This is a genomic window from Caulobacter sp. 17J80-11 (genome assembly GCF_014349105.1).
Lineage (GTDB): Bacteria > Pseudomonadota > Alphaproteobacteria > Caulobacterales > Caulobacteraceae > 17J80-11.
The window spans coordinates 1-16,524 of record NZ_JACSJI010000028.1; the positions used below are offsets into that span (position 1 = coordinate 1).

General features: G+C 64.4%; 15 protein-coding genes. 7 read left to right on the forward strand and 8 right to left on the reverse strand.

Annotation, left to right across the window (positions count from 1 at the left end; all coding sequences use genetic code 11):
* On the reverse strand, positions 1–611 hold a 611-nt coding region (locus H8B08_RS18675), incomplete at its 3' end, for a DUF4167 domain-containing protein (protein ID WP_255500956.1).
* Between the two features lie 252 nt (positions 612–863).
* The gene (gene prmC, locus H8B08_RS18680) at positions 864–1,739 is read right to left on the reverse strand and encodes a peptide chain release factor N(5)-glutamine methyltransferase (protein WP_187451712.1); all 876 of its coding nucleotides are present in this window, start codon (positions 1,737–1,739) and stop codon (positions 864–866) included.
* A gap of 291 nt (positions 1,740–2,030) precedes the next feature.
* On the opposite strand from prmC, the gene H8B08_RS18685 reads away from it, so the two are divergent.
* From H8B08_RS18685 to H8B08_RS18705, 5 genes are all read left to right on the forward strand, one after another.
* Positions 2,031–3,266, forward strand: a complete 1,236-nt coding sequence (locus tag H8B08_RS18685) for a YihY/virulence factor BrkB family protein (protein WP_255500957.1) — start codon at positions 2,031–2,033, stop codon at positions 3,264–3,266.
* 412 nt (positions 3,267–3,678) lie between these two features.
* Positions 3,679–4,029 carry a DUF1428 domain-containing protein gene (locus H8B08_RS18690; RefSeq protein WP_187451713.1) on the forward strand — a complete coding sequence of 117 codons (351 nt, stop codon included), beginning with the start codon at positions 3,679–3,681 and terminating at the stop codon, positions 4,027–4,029.
* Positions 4,030–4,248: 219 nt separating this feature from the next.
* Positions 4,249–4,653 (forward strand): nuclear transport factor 2 family protein, encoded by a 405-nt coding sequence (locus tag H8B08_RS18695; protein WP_187451714.1) that lies wholly within the window; start codon positions 4,249–4,251, stop codon positions 4,651–4,653.
* A gap of 218 nt (positions 4,654–4,871) precedes the next feature.
* Positions 4,872–5,660 carry a DUF4118 domain-containing protein gene (locus tag H8B08_RS18700; protein WP_187451715.1) on the forward strand — a complete coding sequence of 263 codons (789 nt, stop codon included), beginning with the start codon at positions 4,872–4,874 and terminating at the stop codon, positions 5,658–5,660.
* A gap of 179 nt (positions 5,661–5,839) precedes the next feature.
* Positions 5,840–6,511, forward strand: coding sequence for a glutathione S-transferase family protein (locus H8B08_RS18705; RefSeq protein WP_187451716.1), 672 nt, complete (start codon positions 5,840–5,842; stop codon positions 6,509–6,511).
* A 1-nt stretch (position 6,512) separates the two neighbouring features.
* On the opposite strand, the gene H8B08_RS18710 is transcribed toward H8B08_RS18705, so the two are convergent.
* The 5 genes from H8B08_RS18710 to H8B08_RS18730 form a co-directional block, all read right to left on the reverse strand.
* Entirely contained in the window at positions 6,513–7,397 is an 885-nt protein-coding gene (locus H8B08_RS18710; protein ID WP_187451717.1) for a hypothetical protein, read from the reverse strand.
* A 337-nt stretch (positions 7,398–7,734) separates the two neighbouring features.
* A complete protein-coding gene (locus tag H8B08_RS18715) occupies positions 7,735–8,682 on the reverse strand; it encodes a hypothetical protein (RefSeq protein WP_187451718.1) in 948 nt (315 codons plus the stop codon).
* A 6-nt stretch (positions 8,683–8,688) separates the two neighbouring features.
* Entirely contained in the window at positions 8,689–9,675 is a 987-nt protein-coding gene (locus tag H8B08_RS18720) for a DGQHR domain-containing protein (RefSeq protein WP_187451719.1), read from the reverse strand.
* An 8-nt stretch (positions 9,676–9,683) separates the two neighbouring features.
* Positions 9,684–10,559 carry a NotI family restriction endonuclease gene (locus H8B08_RS18725; protein WP_187451720.1) on the reverse strand — a complete coding sequence of 292 codons (876 nt, stop codon included), beginning with the start codon at positions 10,557–10,559 and terminating at the stop codon, positions 9,684–9,686.
* The gene (locus tag H8B08_RS18730; protein WP_187451721.1) at positions 10,559–11,590 is read right to left on the reverse strand and encodes a site-specific DNA-methyltransferase; all 1,032 of its coding nucleotides are present in this window, start codon (positions 11,588–11,590) and stop codon (positions 10,559–10,561) included. The genes H8B08_RS18725 and H8B08_RS18730 overlap by 1 nt, the downstream gene beginning before the upstream one ends.
* 535 nt (positions 11,591–12,125) lie before the next feature.
* Between H8B08_RS18730 and H8B08_RS19705 the strand changes: the two genes are divergently transcribed.
* The gene (locus H8B08_RS19705; protein ID WP_187451722.1) at positions 12,126–12,440 is read left to right on the forward strand and encodes an excalibur calcium-binding domain-containing protein; all 315 of its coding nucleotides are present in this window, start codon (positions 12,126–12,128) and stop codon (positions 12,438–12,440) included.
* A gap of 1,122 nt (positions 12,441–13,562) precedes the next feature.
* Entirely contained in the window at positions 13,563–14,201 is a 639-nt protein-coding gene (locus H8B08_RS18745) for a hypothetical protein (protein WP_187451724.1), read from the forward strand.
* 1,221 nt (positions 14,202–15,422) lie between these two features.
* Here H8B08_RS18745 and prfA read toward each other — a convergent pair.
* Positions 15,423–16,496 carry a peptide chain release factor 1 gene (gene prfA, locus H8B08_RS18750; protein WP_187451725.1) on the reverse strand — a complete coding sequence of 358 codons (1,074 nt, stop codon included), beginning with the start codon at positions 16,494–16,496 and terminating at the stop codon, positions 15,423–15,425.
* Between the last annotated feature and the right edge of the window lie 28 nt (positions 16,497–16,524).

The window sequence follows — 16,524 nt, forward strand, 5'->3', positions numbered from 1 at the left end:
TCGCGGCGGCGCTCGTAGCGGTCGCGGCGGTTCTCGCGGCGGCCGCCGCCAGAACCGTCGCCGCGGGCTTCGCCCTCGAACCGGCGCTCGCCGCGATCCTCGCGGGCTTCGCGGGGCTCGCGCGGTTCGCGCGGTTCGCGTTGCTCGCGCGGCTCGCGGTCGCGGCGGTCGTCGCGGCGCTGCTCATAGCGTTGTTCGTGCCGCTGCTCGTCGCGGGCGCTCTGCTGGTCGCCGCCCTCGGTCTCGCCGGCCTCGGCCACGCCGTCCATCTCGATCGGCTCGCCGCTCTCGTCCTCGAAGTCGATGTCGAAGCCGGAGGCGAAGGCGTCGCGGGCGGCGATCTCGGAGACCGGGCGCTGCGGCTGCAGGGTGCGCAGGACGCGGAAGTAGTGCTCGGCGTGCTGCAGGTAGTTTTCGGCCAGCACCCGGTCGCCCGACGACGAGGCGTCGCGGGCCAGCTGGTGGTAGCGTTCGTAGACGTGCTGGGCGTTGCCGCGAACCTTCACGTTCTCCGGCCCGGTGGACTCCCAGGCGCGGTTCGGGTTGGTGCTGCCGCCGCCGCCTTGGCCGCCGCCGCCGGGCTTCCGGTTGCGGCCCCGTTGCCGCTTCATGCCGCCGCCCTTGAAATCTCTCATTCGGAATGACCGTCTGCTGGCGCGAGAGAACCGTCCCTCGCGCGTGCGGCTGTTCGGCCGATCAGGGGACGTTTGGTCCCCGCTGGTCTGGTCTTGAGCCGCTGTCGCGTCTCCGCCCCGGCGTCTCGCGCGAAAATCCTCGCGCGCCGCCGCAAGCCCCGATCCACCGGTCTGGCGTTCCCGAAGGCGCGCTGAAGCCCGGCGATGTAGGTGGAGACCCCGTCAGTGTTATCCCGTCCGGCCGTCGCTTCCAAGCGGATTTTTGACGCCGGTCACGACCCGGTCCTTGGTCGCCAGGTCCTTGGCGGTGCGCACCTGATCGCCGCCCGCCGCCTTGAACAGGGCCTCGACCTCGGCCGACTGGTCCCAGCCGATCTCCACCGCGAAAACCCCGCCGGGTTTCAGCACCCGCATGATTTCGGGGGCCAGCAGCCGATAGGCGTCCAGGCCGTCCGGACCGCCGTCCAGGGCCAGGCGCGGCTCGTGGTCGCGGACCTCAGGATCCAGGGTCTCGATCTCGGCGGAGCGGATGTAGGGCGGGTTGGAGACCACCAGGTCGAAGCTCTCGTCGCCCAGGCCCGCGGTCCAGTCGCCGCGCAGGAAGGCGGCGCGGTCAGCCAGGCCCAGGTTGGCCGCGTTCTCGCGCGCCACCGCCAGGGCCTCCTCGGAGACGTCGACGCCCAGCCCCTTGGCGGCCGGCCGCTCGGCCAACACCGCCAGCAGGATGGCCCCGGAGCCGACGCCGAGGTCGAGCATGGTGAAGCTCATCGCCTCCGGGAAGGCCTGCAGCACCACGTCGACCACGCTCTCGGTGTCGGGCCGGGGCACCAGCACGTCGCGGGTGACGCCCAGCAGGATCTTGTAGAAGCCCTTGCGGCCCAGGATGCGGGCCACCGGCTCGCGCTTCAGCCGCCGCTCGACATAGCCCTCCAGCGCGCCGGCCTGCTCGGCCGACAGCTCCCGGTAGGGATCGGTGAGGATGTCCAGCCTGGTCGCGCCGGAGGCGGCCTCCAGGAGCAGGCGGGCGTCGATGGCGGGGCTGTCGACGCCGGCGGCCTTCAGGCGCTGCTGGGCGTCGGTCCAGGCTTTCACGAGGGTGGGCATGGGCCGCCTTTTAGAGCCGTCCTGGTCTGGATGGAACCGTCCGCCGGTGAAACCGGGGCCCGCGTTCTATCCCCCCAATACTTCCGTCATCCCGGCCGCAGCGGAGCGCAGCGCAGCGGAGAGCCGGGACCCAGCCAGCGCCACGTTTGTTGCAGCCCTCCCGCAGCGTCGCTGTCGAGTTGCTGCGTCCCGGATCAGCGCTGACGCGCTGTCCGGGATGACGGGTTTGTTGGAGTGCGATCGCCTCAGACGCGAGCGGAACGGCGCGCAGCCCGCGTCGTTTCCGCGTGCATGGCGCGTGCGCTACGATCCTCGGCCGACCGACCCGCCTGGCGCCGGGCCCGCTTCGTGGCGGACGGCGCGGTGCTGCTGTTCGCCGGCTGGATGGTGCGCCGCCTGCTGGAGCCGCCGCAGCCGCCGCAGGGCGCGGCCAAGCCGGCCGGCGTTCACGCCCACGACGTGCTCGACACCAGCCCCGAGGCCTTCGAACGCCGCGAGCCCGGCCGCGGGCGGGCGGCGCGCACGCCCTGCGAGATCCCGGCCAAGGGCTGGACCGACATCTGGTTTCGGGTGGTGCTGGCCTATTTCGGCGACCGGGTCGGCTTCATCGCCGGCGGCGTCACCTTCTTCACCCTGCTGGCCCTGTTCCCCGGGCTGACCGTGTTCGTGTCGCTGTACGGCTTGTTCAACGCGCCCGAGACCGCGGTCGGCCACGTGGAGCTGCTCAGGGGCGTGGTGCCGGCCGGGGTGCTCGACTTCCTGTCCGGCGAGGTGGTGCGCATCGCCTCGGCCCCCCCGACCGAGCTGGGGGTCACCCTGGCGATCAGCCTGGGCTTCTCGCTGTGGAGCGCCAACGCGGCGGTGAAGTGGCTGGTCTATGGCCTGAACGTCGCCTACCACGAGACCGAGAAGCGCAACTTCTTCCACTACAACCTGCTGACCATGGCGTTCACGGCCGGGGCCCTGGTGTTCGTGCTGATCACCACCTCGCTGGTGGTGGTCACGCCGGTGATCGCCTCCTTCTTCGGCCTGCGCACCGACATCGGCCTGGCCGCCGACCTGCGCTGGCCGCTGCTGTTCGCGGCCTACGTCGGCGCCATGGCCCTGCTCTACCGCCACGGCCCGTGCCGGGCGCGGGCGCGCTGGCGCTGGCTGACGCTGGGCGGGGCGTTCGCCGCGGTGCTGAACCTGGCCGGCTCGGCGGTGTTCTCGTGGTGGCTGTCCAGCTTCGCCGACTACGCCCGGGTGTACGGCTCGCTGGGCGCGGCCATGGGCTTCATGATGTGGACCTGGCTCAGCATCACCGCGATGATCATGGGGGCCGAGCTCAACGCCGAGATGGAGCACCAGACCGCCTGGGACACCACCACCGGCCGGCCCAAGCCCATGGGCGAGCGCGGCGCCCTGGTCGCCGACACGGTCGGCCCGCGCAAGGGCGCGCCGGGCGCGGTGCGCTACACCCTGCAGTACGCCGAGGAGCTGTCGCGGCGGCTGATGCTGAAGCTGGGCAAGCGGCCGGAGAGCTGAGTTTTGGCGTTTTGTCCGAACAGGATTTCCCGGAGTTCCGGAAAAAGAACGCGGGTTTGCCAGCTTGACGGCCCGGGGCGTCGGGGTATCCTTTCGGCAGGTTGGAAGCTTGCGCCTGCGGACCTGCGGCGGGTTTCCGGACCTCTCCCTTCAAGCCCGTCATCCCGGCCGGAAGCGCGCGCAGCGTGCTGGAGAGCCGGGCCCCAGCAAGCTCGACCTGAACGCTGCGAGACGCGGGCTGCAACACGCGTGGCGCTTGCTGGGTCCCGGCTCTCCGCTGCGCTTCGCTCCGCTGCGGCCGGGATGACGGATTGAGGGGGATGGGCGGAGCGCCGGCCCGATCCATCGGCGATGTCGGAAGGTTCTCCGCCCGAACGTCCTTCGGTCGCACGACAGCCAGCAGGAGGCTCCCATGTACGTCGACGGTTTCGTGATCGCGGTCCCGAAGGACAAGCTCGACGCCTACAAGGCGATGGCGAAGAAGGGCGGCGAGGTGTGGAAGGAGCACGGCGCCCGGGCCTACGTCGAATGCGTCGCCGACGACGTGCCCTATGGCGAGCTGACCAGCTTCCCGCGCGCGGTGCAGGCCAAGGACGACGAGACGGTGATCTTCTCGTGGATCGTCTACGACGACCGCGCCCAGCGCGACGCCGTCAACGCCAAGGTGATGGCCGACCCGCGCCTGAAGGAATTCATGAACAACATGCCGTTCGACGGCAAACGGATGATCTACGGCGGGTTCGAGACGATCCTGCAGGTGTAGATCCCTCTCCCCTTGCGGGAGAGGGAGGGGCCCACGCGAAGCGTGGGAGGGTGAGGGGTCGCGCCGCCGGCTGCGGAGAAACCCCTCATCCTCCCACGCGGCCTGCGGCCACGCGGGCCCCTCCTTCTCCCGCAAGGGGAGAAGGGCCCCTTCGGGGCTTTGCCTCACCGCGCAGCTCTGGCTAGAGACCGGCGTTCGCCGTTCGAGAGAGCCCCGCCCGTGACCACCTCCACCCCCGACGCCGCGAAGGCCGTCGTCCGCGCCTATGTCGAGGCCTTCAACGCCGGCGACTTCCCCCGCCTGCGCGGCCTGTTCACCGACGACGCGGTGATCTGGGGCGTGCTGGGCTGGGGGCCGATCGACGAGGTCGTGCCGATCTGGCGCGAGCTGCACGAGGCCTTAGCGCTGGAGCTGACCGTCGAGGCCCTGGCCGCCGACGGCGACACGGTCGCCGCCCGCTACACCGAGCGCGGGGTCTCGCGCGCGCCCTTCCGCGACAGGCCGGCCACCGGGCGAGCCTACGAGCTGGTGGCGATGGAATGGTTCGAGCTCGACGGCGGCAAGATCCGCCGCCGCTGGGGCGCCCGCGACGCCGCCAGCCAGGCGCGCCAGCTGGGGTGGTGAGCTAAGAGCCACTTAAACAACCGTCATCCCGGCCGCAGTGGAGCGGAGAGCCGGGACCCAGCAAGCGCAACGCTTGTTGCAGGCCTTTCGCAGCTTTGAGGTCGAGTTGCTGGGTCCCGGATAAGCGCTGCGCGCTTTCCGGGATGACGGTTGGTAGGCCGCAACCCGCCTCCCCGCCCCGAAGTTGACCGCGAACGCGCCCGGGGCGCGGAGGCAACATGTCGGTTTCTCTCTCCAGGCCCGCGCCGCCGCCCTGGGTTCGTTACGGGCTCGCCGTCCTGTTCGTCGCCGCCGCCACGGTGCTGGCCTTCGTGGTCGACCAGCTGGTCGCCCCGCCCAGCCTGGCTTTGATCTTCGTGCTGCCGGTGGTGGTCGCGGCCGCGCGCCTGGGCTGGGGGCCGGCCCTGGTCGCCGTCGCGGGCGGGGCGCTGGCCTTCGACTTCCTCTTCACCGAGCCCCGCTTCTCGTTCCGCATATCCAGCCCGGCCGACGTGTGGGACGCGGCGCTGCTGCTGGTGATCGCCACGATCGTCAGCTCGATCGCGGCGGACGCGCGCCGCCGGGCGATCGAGGCGGAGCGCGCCGCCGGGCAGGCCCGGGCGCTCCAGGGGCTCGCCCATGTCGTCATCGAGGACAGGCCCATGGCGGAGGTGTTCACGGCCGCCGCCGAAGCCCTGCACGGCCTGTTCGGCGCCCCGGCCGCCGTCTTCCTCGACGACAAGGGCGCGTTCGGTCCGGTCGCGACCGCCGGCGGGGCGACGATCACGCGCGCCGACGAGGACGCGGCGCGCGGCGCGCTGGACACGCACGTCGCCACCCGCTCCGAAGCCTACCCGTACGACCAGACCGAGTTCGACTTCTGGCCGGTGGCGACGCCGGGCGGCCTGCGCGCCGTGGTCGGGGTCGACTTCACCAAGGCCGAGGAGGAGCGGCCCGCCGCGCCCGAGCGCCTGGTCGACATCGTGCGCGGCTACCTGACGGCGGCCTTCGCCGCGGGACGCGGCTGAGCGCGCGCGCGACGCGCGCCCCGCCGAACAATGCTAGGCTGGCGGCCCCAGCCCGCGCCGCAGGCGCGGGCGTTCTTCGCGGCGATCGAAAAATCCCAGGTCAAGTCTGGGACTGTCGATCGCATCCGGCTGCTACGCAGGCCGGCGCTCATCCCCCCTCGCAGAAGGCCCGCCCGCGCATGTCCCTGACCCTGTGGTTCCACCCGCTGTCCTCCTACTGCTGGAAGGTGCTGATCGGGCTCTACGAGACCGGCGCGCCGTTCACGGGCCAGGTGGTGAACTTCGCCGATCCGGACTCCACCGCCCGCTTCCGCGCCCTGTGGCCGCTCGCGAAGATGCCGCTGCTGGAAGACGCCGGCGTCGCCGTGCCGGAGAGCACCGTCATCCTCGAGCACCTGGACCGCCACCACCCCGGCCCCAGCCCCCTGCTGCCCAGGGACGCCGACGCGCAGGCCCAGGCCCGCCTGTGGGACCGGATCTTCGACCTGCACGTCCACGCCCACATGCAGAGGATCGTCGCCGACCGCCTGCGCCCCGAGGCCGAGCGCGACCCGCGCGGCATCGCGGACGCCCGCGCCCAGCTGCAGGCCGCCTACGACCTGGTGGAAGCCCATATGGCCGGCCGCGACTGGCCCGCCGCCGGCGCCTTCACCCTGGCCGACTGCGCGGCCTTCCCGGCCCTGTTCTACGCCGGGATCATCGAGCCGTGGGGCGACGCGCGGCCGAACACCAGCGCCTACCTGGAGCGGCTGCTGGCGCGCCCGTCGGTGGCGCGGGTGCTGGACGAGGCGCGGCCGTGGTTCGAGTGGTTCCCGTACCGGGAGGCGATGCCGGAGAGGTTTTTGGCCTAGGTCAGCTAGCCAGCCGGTCCGCCTCTTCCTCGATCTGCTTCTGCCGCGCCAGTTCCGCTTGGTAGGTCTTTTCGAGACGCTGCAGCTGCGGTCCGAGGTCGCCCAGCATGCGCCAATGGGCGGCCGCCTTCGGGGCGAACGTCGCGCAGGCGCGGCGCACATCGGCCAGTTCCGAGTTGCCGTCCCCGTACTGCCCGCAGGCATCTTGAGCCTGCGCGATGTCTCCGTTCAACGCCGCGGCCGTGCGCTCAAAATCCGCTTTCCCGCGCTCGACATTGGCGTGCTCAGCCTCTGTCGTGAACACGGCTTGGCTAATCGAGTAGGAAAGTTGCCCCCGCTCGAACTCGGCTGCCGAGTTGCCTGCCAGATTTCGGCTTTGGGCCAACAACGCGACAGCCTTCGCCGTCATGCCAGCATAACCTCGCTCGATAACGGGCACCTGCTCCTTCGCCCTGCTGGCGCGCGCGGCTAGCGCATCAATGCGCTGCGTGAGACGGGAAAGGGAGGCAATGAGCGCCAGCCGCTCTCGGGCTGAGTTAGAGGCGGCGGCCGCTGCAGCGCGGGTGGAAAGCCGCTGATCCGAGGCGGCTCGAAGCGCAGCGACCTCCTTCTGATACGCCTCCAGATCACTGCGAACGAAGACACCCGAGCCTTGAAAATCGCTCGAGCCAATGGTCAGCCGGTTGCCGCGCAGCGCCCCCGTCATCGACTGCGAGATCGGCAGGAAGGATACCGGTCGGATCGAAAGGCTGACGTCCTCGCCGTCGCTAAGTCCGGTCACTGTACCGCTCGAATTGTCGAGCGTCCCATCTGGGGCCAGCCTCACGATTTCGATGCGCCCGGACACCTGCCCGCCTTCCGCCTGGACGAGTTGGAGGTAGGCCACGGCCTCGTTCGACTTGAGGATGTAAGTGCCTGAGGCGGACGGCTTACCGCACCCGCCGAGAAGGAGCAGGCACGCCATCGCTGACAGGCATGTGGGCCTTATCCGCACTCCGCCCCCCTCCGCTCGCCTCGCATCAGGCTGCCGCGGCTCCTTCGCCTAGTTCGCGGCGTCGCGGCGTCGCGGCTCAAAGTGTGCCTGGACATCTCCACCGGCACGCGCAGCCTTGACTTCGCTCCGGAAGAGCAGGCGCGCAAGGAGGAGTCATACCGACAAGCTATCCTAAAAAACAGAGCGCGTTGCGTCATCAGTAGACCAGATGACCACCAGCTACGCAACTTTACGCCGCTCGAAGCACCGGCATACTTCGCTGCAACAGGAACGACCGACTCCCCGGATGTCGAGTCGACAGATCACGAAGGAGATCAACAAATATCGCCACTATAAGAGCACACCCTTTCGCGAACCTCGCGACAACCTTGTTATCCGGCGCCGCTCGAGCCGCGAGAGGATCAGATAAAAACGCCCGGAACATGGCATCTACGCTGTCCCAATGACGCCCCCCGCCGTGCGGATACCAGGCCCCATAGTCATGACGGTAGTTGAGATTATTTCTCACCTTGGACAGCCAGTTCCCGGATGCGCCGTCCGTTCTCATGATATCGCGGGCGACCTGAAGGCAATCAAACACCTCCTGCTTCGCAACTATTACGCCCGGTGAGGATAATATACGAACCTGAAGAGACGACAATGTATCATCCAACTGCCGCCAGGTATCCTCATGCGAGCCCCGGCTGAGCGGGGCCCCCGATATCGATCTACCAGGAACGTCTAACTCGAAAGCGTAAACCTTCTCATGAACAATCACATGGCCAGGCAAGAAGCCTGACTGGACCGCCACCCTACGTAATGTCGCAGCGTTGTCCGCCGCCAAGCTGGAGACGCTACGGCCGAATATCCGGCAAATTCCGTGCGCAGCATAAAACGCCGCGTAGTAGCTACGGATGAGCGGCCATGCCCGTGAGTTGGCAAATTCATTCCCCACCCCGATCCCCGCGATGGTCTCAAGAGTGGCCGCTCCGAACCGGTCAATGTCGTGTGCAAAACCGGCGACAACTGGCTCGACATCTCCAATGGCCAACTCGATCACGTTACTTCCGGCAACGAACGAGCTAACGACGTAGTCCTCCCCGTCAAGCCAGCCTTTGAACGAGCGGCTGGTGCCGGTTGAGACCGCATTCAACCCATCAAGCCAGTACGGCCTAAGAGCGTCCTGAAGCGCAGACATCCGAGCTCAGAGCTTAAAGCCCTTGGTGAGGGCCTTCCCGAAAAGATCTTGCAACTGCTTAGAACTATTCTTCGCAGACACGAGCGCATTTCGATTAGTGTTAGAAAACACGTCGTCAAGAACGTCTGCAAAATTTGTGGCAGTATATTCGCCACTAAACCGCCCCTTCACCCGGCCCGCAACATCCGGAAAGAAGCCCATAATAGCCTTAAAACCATAAGGCAGAATCAACAGCTCCCGATAGCGAAGGCGGTCGAGACCCCCAACAAAAGCACCCAAGTAGGCATTTATAATACTGTAAAGATCATCCGAATCTCTTGAGCCTAAATAGGGGAGAATCGGTTTACACGCCGAGTTGAACGACACACGCGATAGCTTTCCGGCCGCCCGTTCACTCGGGGACAGTAAACCAAACAAAATGCTGTCCGACCTCGTGGCGAACGAATCGAAGATATCGCGGAGGCGACTCTCCTCATCACTCTCGATGTCAGCGAGGTGCTTGATATCAAGCAGAAGCTCGTTCGGAACAGGCTTTTGCTTCGTATTGATATCGATAAATAGCCTCGTCTCTTGCTGCCGAGTCAGTCCATCATAGATGATAACTGGAACGCGCATCTCAGATTTGGCCTTGGAGAAGCCAAATACACGGTGCTGTCCATCGAGAACGAGGAACGCGTGCGGATGCCGAACAAAGGTAAGCGCACGACCACCGGGTTTAACCGTCAGCTTCGCCCCGGCTTGGGCCGAAAGCACGATAGAACTTGGGATCGTGCCTTCACTATCCACGTATTGAGCGATCTGCTCCGCTCTCTTCTCATCCAGAATTCGCTGAAATCCCTCCATGGGATCCTCATAGCGAGTGGTGACGAAGCACGTTTCTGCCAAGACGGTTGACGGCAACGTGAGGCTGTAGAATCTAAACCGCCCCTGACGAATAAGGCTAAAAGTATAGCTCTCGACAGGGTGTTCGACCTCGGTCTCGACGGCGTTCATTCCAAAACCTATGCCTGAGGGTCAACAGCAAGAGCTTGCGGAGGATAAATGGATAGCCGAGTCCGCTCGGTAATCTTCTTTTCAATTAGCCCGTGGATCACGGCGAGATCGAGCTTCGCTTCGTTTTGCAAGCCAAGGCAGGTAGCAATACCTTCGATATCAGTACTAAAGCGACGCCCAAGCTCTAACGAATGCCCCTGTGGCCCTGCGTTCAAGCTATACGGGTGGAAATGCATAGGGTCCGAAACCCTAGCACTGTTAAGATGGCCGAACTGAAATTCGGACACCATGTATTCCATGAGCCTATCCTGGACCACTAGAACTAAATGCTTATTCACCACCTCAAAGGTTTTCAGCTTGTGGTGCAACTGCACAAGAATAGTCTTGGCGGTCATTTTCCAGTTCATCCCGTAGGACTTCGTATTTGAAGTGTCCATGGGGTCAGCCGGAATACCTTTCGTCGCTATGAAACGCTGACGCTCAGGCCATACCGTACCGGTAGTGTCCAGGGTTTGGAGTTCGATTCCAACGAAATCGCGAACTTTTCCCCCTCGAATTGACGCCAAGATGTAGTCGAGGCTTCCGCCGGGAATTCCGACCTCTGAAACAATATGCAACTCATTTCCAGGTTCGTGTCCCGTAAGGAGATGCAAGCAATCCAGAAATATTTTCTGCTTCTCCAGCAAGCGGAGCGGGCAAATTACGACGGGTCCAGCGCCAAACTGAACCGTACACGTCCCAATCGACACTTCCGATTGGCTCTTCCTGACTTTGTAGCACCGCTTATCGACGAACGGACACCGCTGCGCACTCACCACAGCCTCCCAATTGGGCTGGCTTGCGGCCGTCGTATCAAATCCAAATAGGTCGACGATCTTGGTCATCACGTCCGAGCCAATCGCTCCATCGAGAGGCCGACGTAAGTTTCCGAGATATCGATGCCGATTGCGCGGCGACCAAACGCAGATGCGACAGACAATGTGGTGCCTGTTCCACAGAACGGGTCTAACACTACGCCGTCAGGCGGGCACGTCGCCAGGATCGGAATTCGGCAAAGATCTTGCGGGTAAGGCGCGAAGTGCGCCTCTCTCTTCTGAGTGTCCTCTGGGAGAATATCCCAAACGTCAGACGGCTTACTCCCGTTCGGATGATACTTCAGGAAGTAATACCCTTTATCCCTAATCTCCTTCGCGCGCCCCGACACCTTCAGACTGTCAGAATGCGTCGTCCGCTGCTGCCCTCTTATAATCATTCTAAAATCAGAAATCCTTCCGGCGCGGACGTCCTCAAGAACAACGTTCAATGCATCGAGAGCAGAGACTTTCTCCGCAGGAGAAAGCACCGTCGACAATTCGATCTGCCGCTTATACCGCACACCGGATACGCCAGTGGCTGACACAACCGAGCCGTTTACAACCTTTGATTTTTGCGGCGCTGACCTAATCGCGTCAGCGTCGTAATAATAATTCTTTGATTTCACAAAGTGAAATAGTTGCTCGTGAATATTTCGAAGCTTGTCCTTCGAGTTATCCGGAGCACCCTTAACCTTATTCCAGATCACTTCGTTACGCAAAATCCAGCCCTGCTCATCGACAAGCGATAGCGCAACGCGCCAGGGAATTCCGCACAAGCCCTTATCTCGATAAGTGTCGCCGATATTCAACCATAGCGACCCCGTAGGCTTCAGAACCCGCCTAACCTCAGATAGAATCGCGATTAGACTCCGCACGTACCCGGAGGGCGACTCCTCCTCTCCGATGCCAGCAGCGTCATACTCACGATGCCCCCAGTACGGTGGGCTCGTCATGCAAACATCAACGCTTGCAGCCGGCATACCCCGCAGGACGTCTAGCGCATCACCGCAGATCACTTGGTGCGGTTGGGCGGAGCGCGTTTCAGGTTTTGGACGGGTCATCGGAAATTTGACTTCGAATCGCACTCAAAAGAGAGCCAAGAGTCGCCCGACGGGCTGCTGAACGCAATTCGCACTGATCGCGCACTCGTGCGCTTAGGCCGCGTGCCGAACAGTGATCCCTGCAGCTAGTACCTTCACCGCAGACTGATGCACATTGTGGCTCCGCCAGGGTAGTGGGGGGCAGCTTTCAGTTTCGTTTGGTCGGAGGCAGCGATCGCGTGATGCGGGCCATAGCCCCCACCTGGACCGCGAAAACGACGGCGTTGGGTGCTTGCGACCAGGCGAGTTCTGGGCTGACTGCGCCTGAAGCGAGCCGGCATCAATGAAGGTGCGGGGATTGCGGCGGCGGGGAGAACCCAGGCCAGCGCCACGCGACGAATGCCCGCCGCCCCTACCCGACCCCCTCCAGCGCCGCCAGCCGCGCCTCCTGCTCCTCTGCGGCCGATAGTTTGGCTATACCCGGCGCGACCTTGCCAATCTCCCGCAAAGGTAGTGTGCTGCAGCTTCCGGTTTCACTCGCTCGGGGAGAGGGCAAATGTGGAAGCTTGGAGTGCTTGCCGGCCTCCTGTTGCTAGGAGTTCCGGCTGTGCCTGCCCTAGCCCACCCTGGCGGGCTCAACAGCGAAGGCTGCCACACCAACAGGAAATCTGGTGACTACCATTGTCACCGCAAGCCTTCCGCGCAGCCTGCCTCCTCGTCACAGTCGTCTTCGGGCCGTTCAGGCGGCGGGAGTAGGCCCTATCCGAACTGTGCCGCCGCTAGGGCTGCTGGTGCAGCCCCTATCTACCGCGGCGATCCGGGTTATGGCCCGCACTTAGACCGGGACAACGATGGCATTGGTTGCGAATAAGGCCATGAGTTCCGCTTGCTCGGCCTGTCTAGGCGCCGTCCTGAGCCTTGCCTCCTGTGGCGTCGCGTCAGCCGATCCCTGCACCGCCAAGCTTCCTCCTGCCGGGACCACCGTTCAGGGCGAAGTACGGTATATCGGTGACGGAGATAGCCTGTGCATTGGGCGTACCTCGGACCCCGCGGAATGGATCGAGATCCGGTTGGCTGATTTTAATGCGCCGGAACTTAGCGAGGAGGGGGGTCAGGAGGCGAAGGCTACCCTTATCAGGCTCGTCAAAGGGCGGCGTGCCATCTGTCAGGTGGAAGGACGCAGCTATGACCGTGCTGTCGCTCGGTGCAGCGTCAATGCGCAATCGATAGGCGATGAGATGAGACGTGCCGGGATCGTCGAAGGCGGTCGGTAACTCGATATCGTGGGGACATAGTTGTGATTTTGGAGAGTGGCCAAAACTATACCCGCGATGAGGTCCAGAGCCTCTTAGCCGTCCCCGTCGCGCAGCGAGATGGAAATTGGGATACTGGGTACAACCGGTTCCAAGATCAGCTTTACGTCTTCTGCAATGTGGGATCAGCAGGGCGAACCGGGCCAGACTACGATAACCGGTGGGACGGTGACGAACTGATCTGGTACGCGAAAACGGGTACTCATGTCGGCCAGCCACTCATTCGAGCCATCGCATCCGGCGAACTTCCGGTGCACATGTTTTGGCGAGCTAATAGCTCTAATCCACTGTTCCGTTACGAAGGCTTAGCGCACCCGCTTCAGATCGAAGGCACTCGCCCTGTCCGTATCCGGTGGGGCTTCCATCGGGCTCCAAACGGTACCGCATTCCAACCAGATCAGCGCCAGTCCAGCGCACTCACTTTGAGCGAAATACTTGGAAGTGATGGCCGCTTATTCGCCAAGAGCGAGTTCGGGCCAGTGCACAGCGGGTGGCCCGCAGTTTCGTTTTCCAGTCGCAAAATCGCTGCGGATTTCAGTCGGAATTTTAGGCGAGGGCGGGACTTCGTTCTGTTCGTCGGAACGGGCGACCCAAGATCCACCGAGGACCCCGCGCATCGCCGCAAGGTCCTTTCGGCGGTCACATTCGAACCAAACGCCCCAATCAGCACGGACCAAATCGTGCCCGAAGCTATGTGGACAGAAGCGGTCGAGAGGTGGGGCGTTCGGTGGGAGTGGTCTCTCCCTGTTACAGAATCCTACGACCTTGCACCGTTCCCTGACGCTCGCGTGGTCATGCCGCGGACTTACGCGAACCTCGGGGAGTTCGCTTCTCGGGGTAGGTGCATCCCGGTTTCCGCGGAAGACCTGCCGGCGCTGTTGAGCCTTCCCATTGAAAGGAAGGTCATCGATGTTCGCACAGCGGTGAGCCGGATCGTCTCGATGAACCCGAGCGATCCTGACGTGAAACGGCTCCTTTCTCAGCTAGCGATGGGTATTCAACAGCGAATTCAGCAAAGCGGCCAAGAGAGAATTTCTAGTCATCCGTTTCGAAAGGGACCGAACCTTTCAGAAATAATAGCCTCGTTGAACCAGAAGTGGGCGGAGCAGGGCGGTAGATGTTTGCTTTGCGAGCGACCGATTCCGCTCCGGCCATCAAATTCTCTATTGAAGGCATCGCCCGACAGGATTGACAGCGACGATAAGAGCTACGCTGCGGACAACGTCCATCTCACGCATCTTGGGTGCAACCTTGCAAAGAACAAGGCTTCGGTGGACGAGTGGAAAGAATACCTCGCGATGTTGCGGGAGGACGCCTAGAAGCCGTCAGCGATTGGCGACGTGCCCACCGCCCGCGGTCGGGAGGACGGTGACTTACGGCCCCTTCCCGAACGCCTCCTCCCGCGCCGCCAGACGCGCCGGTAGGTGCGTATCCGCTCCGAGCGATCGCCCGAGTCCATCGGGCGCGTCGAGCGGCGTGGTTCTAGCTTGGCAAGCGAACAACAGCCCTGCCATGAATAAAGGCATACGCTGCCACCGGGGGCTCAGGTGGCCGACTACAGATGTGCCGCGCTTAGGACCACCGTTGCGGCGAAGAAGGGCTGATGCAGCGAGCGGGCAGAATAGAGTTCGGTCACCTGGCCGAGCGATATGAAGTGAACGCGGACGCCATCGTCATCGCGACACTACCCCAGTTCGATGAAGCCGTAACGCAAGTCGCCAAAAGCGGGCTGCTGCACGATGGGTGGTGCTATCCGCCAATTGCTTCCGATTTGCCGTATCCCGCGTCGCGGTTTGAGCTACCAGCCACTCACACGCTAATCCACAAATCGACCCAATCCGCGCCACGCCTCCACTTTCTGATCGCGGTTACCGGCTTCCTGCTTGGCTACCGGCTGGTGCCTCAGGGTCACGGGCATCTGCATCGCGCGCCGATGAGGCGGAGCCTCGTATCCGACTTGCACGTTTCATCGCGGGAGCTGGAACGCGCTTTACCGAGGGTAGACGAGACATGGCTCACTCTATCAGCTGCCGAACGGCGGCTACTCCTTGCTTCGCTTCATGCGTACCAATGGGGTGTCGCCTGCAAGCGCGACTTCGAGGAGCTTACATTCGTCTACAGCGCGCTAGATGCGGTGTTTTCATTCCACAGCCGATCCATGGCACCCAGTGCTGCGGCGATCGGACACTGGGGACGTGCCAGAGAACTTTGTAAGCACCTCGGCATCCCTGTGCCCCAGTGGGCGAGGCTGCAACCCAGGGCATCACGGGGCCGCAAGCAGTCAGGCTTGTCTCAAGTACGAAATCAGCTTGCCCACGAGGCGCTCTTCGGAGGCGAACCGCTGGGATATGCCGTTGAGAGGAGGCCCATTACCCTCGGGCTCCAAGCGCTTGTATCGCGAGCCATCGTTGCGGCTTTGGGGATAAGGTGCAGGTACGTCACAACACCCGTTACCTCCCAACAGATGGTCGGGATCGATATTCTGCCATGACCACGGCGGCGCTCGGCTAGTCGATTCAGGACTGCTGCCGCGCAGCCCCTTACCCGAACTCCTCCTCCAGCGCCGCCAGCCGCGCGGCCTGGTCCTCGGCGATCAGCGCGTCCAGCACCACGTCGATCTCGCCCTCCAGCACCTGCGGCAAGGAGTGCACGGTCAGGCCGATGCGGTGATCGGTCACCCGGCCCTGGGGGAAGTTGTAGGTGCGGATCCGCTCCGAGCGGTCGCCGCTGCCGACCTGGCTCTTGCGCGCCTCGGCGCGGGCCTGGTCCTTGGCCTGGCGCTGCTGGTCATACAGGCGCGCCTTCAGGTTCTTCATCGCCTTGGCGCGGTTCTGGTGCTGCGACTTCTCCGAAGAGGTCACCACGATTCCGGTCGGCAAGTGGGTGATGCGCACCGCCGAGTCGGTCTTGTTCACGTGCTGGCCGCCGGCGCCGCTGGAGCGGTAGGTGTCGACGCGGATGTCGGCGTCGTTGATGACGATGTCGACGTCCTCGACCTCGGGCAGGATGGCGACGGTGGCGGCGCTGGTGTGGATGCGCCCGCCGGCCTCGGTGGCCGGCACGCGCTGCACCCGGTGCACGCCGCTCTCGAACTTCAGCCGGCCGAACACGCCCTCGCCGGTGATCGAGGCGACGATCTCCTTGTAGCCGCCGACCTCGCCCTCGGTGACGCTGTCGATCTCGACCCGCCAGCCGCGCGTGGAAGCGTAGCGCTGGTACATGCGGAACAGGTCGCCGGCGAACAGGGCGGCCTCGTCGCCGCCGGTGCCGGCGCGCACCTCCAGGATGGCCGAGGCGTGCTCGTCCTGGTCCTTGGGAGCCAGCAGCAGGGCCACGCCGTGCTCCAGCTCCGGCAGGCGGTCTTCCAGCGCGCGCAGCTCCTCGCGGGCCAGGGCGGCCATGTCCGGGTCGCCCGAGGCGATCATGGCTTCGAGTTCGGGCGCCTCGGCCCGCGCCCGCACCAGGGCGGCGACGGCGTCGGCCACGGGTTTGAGCTCGGCGTGCTCCTTGGACAGGCGCACGATCTCCGCCCCGTCGGTCGCCGCGCCCATGCGCGCCTCGACCTCGTGGAAGCGGTCCAGCACCTGATCCAGTTTCGCCTGCGGCAGCCGCACGGGGGAGCTCCTAGCCCTTAAGGGAGGG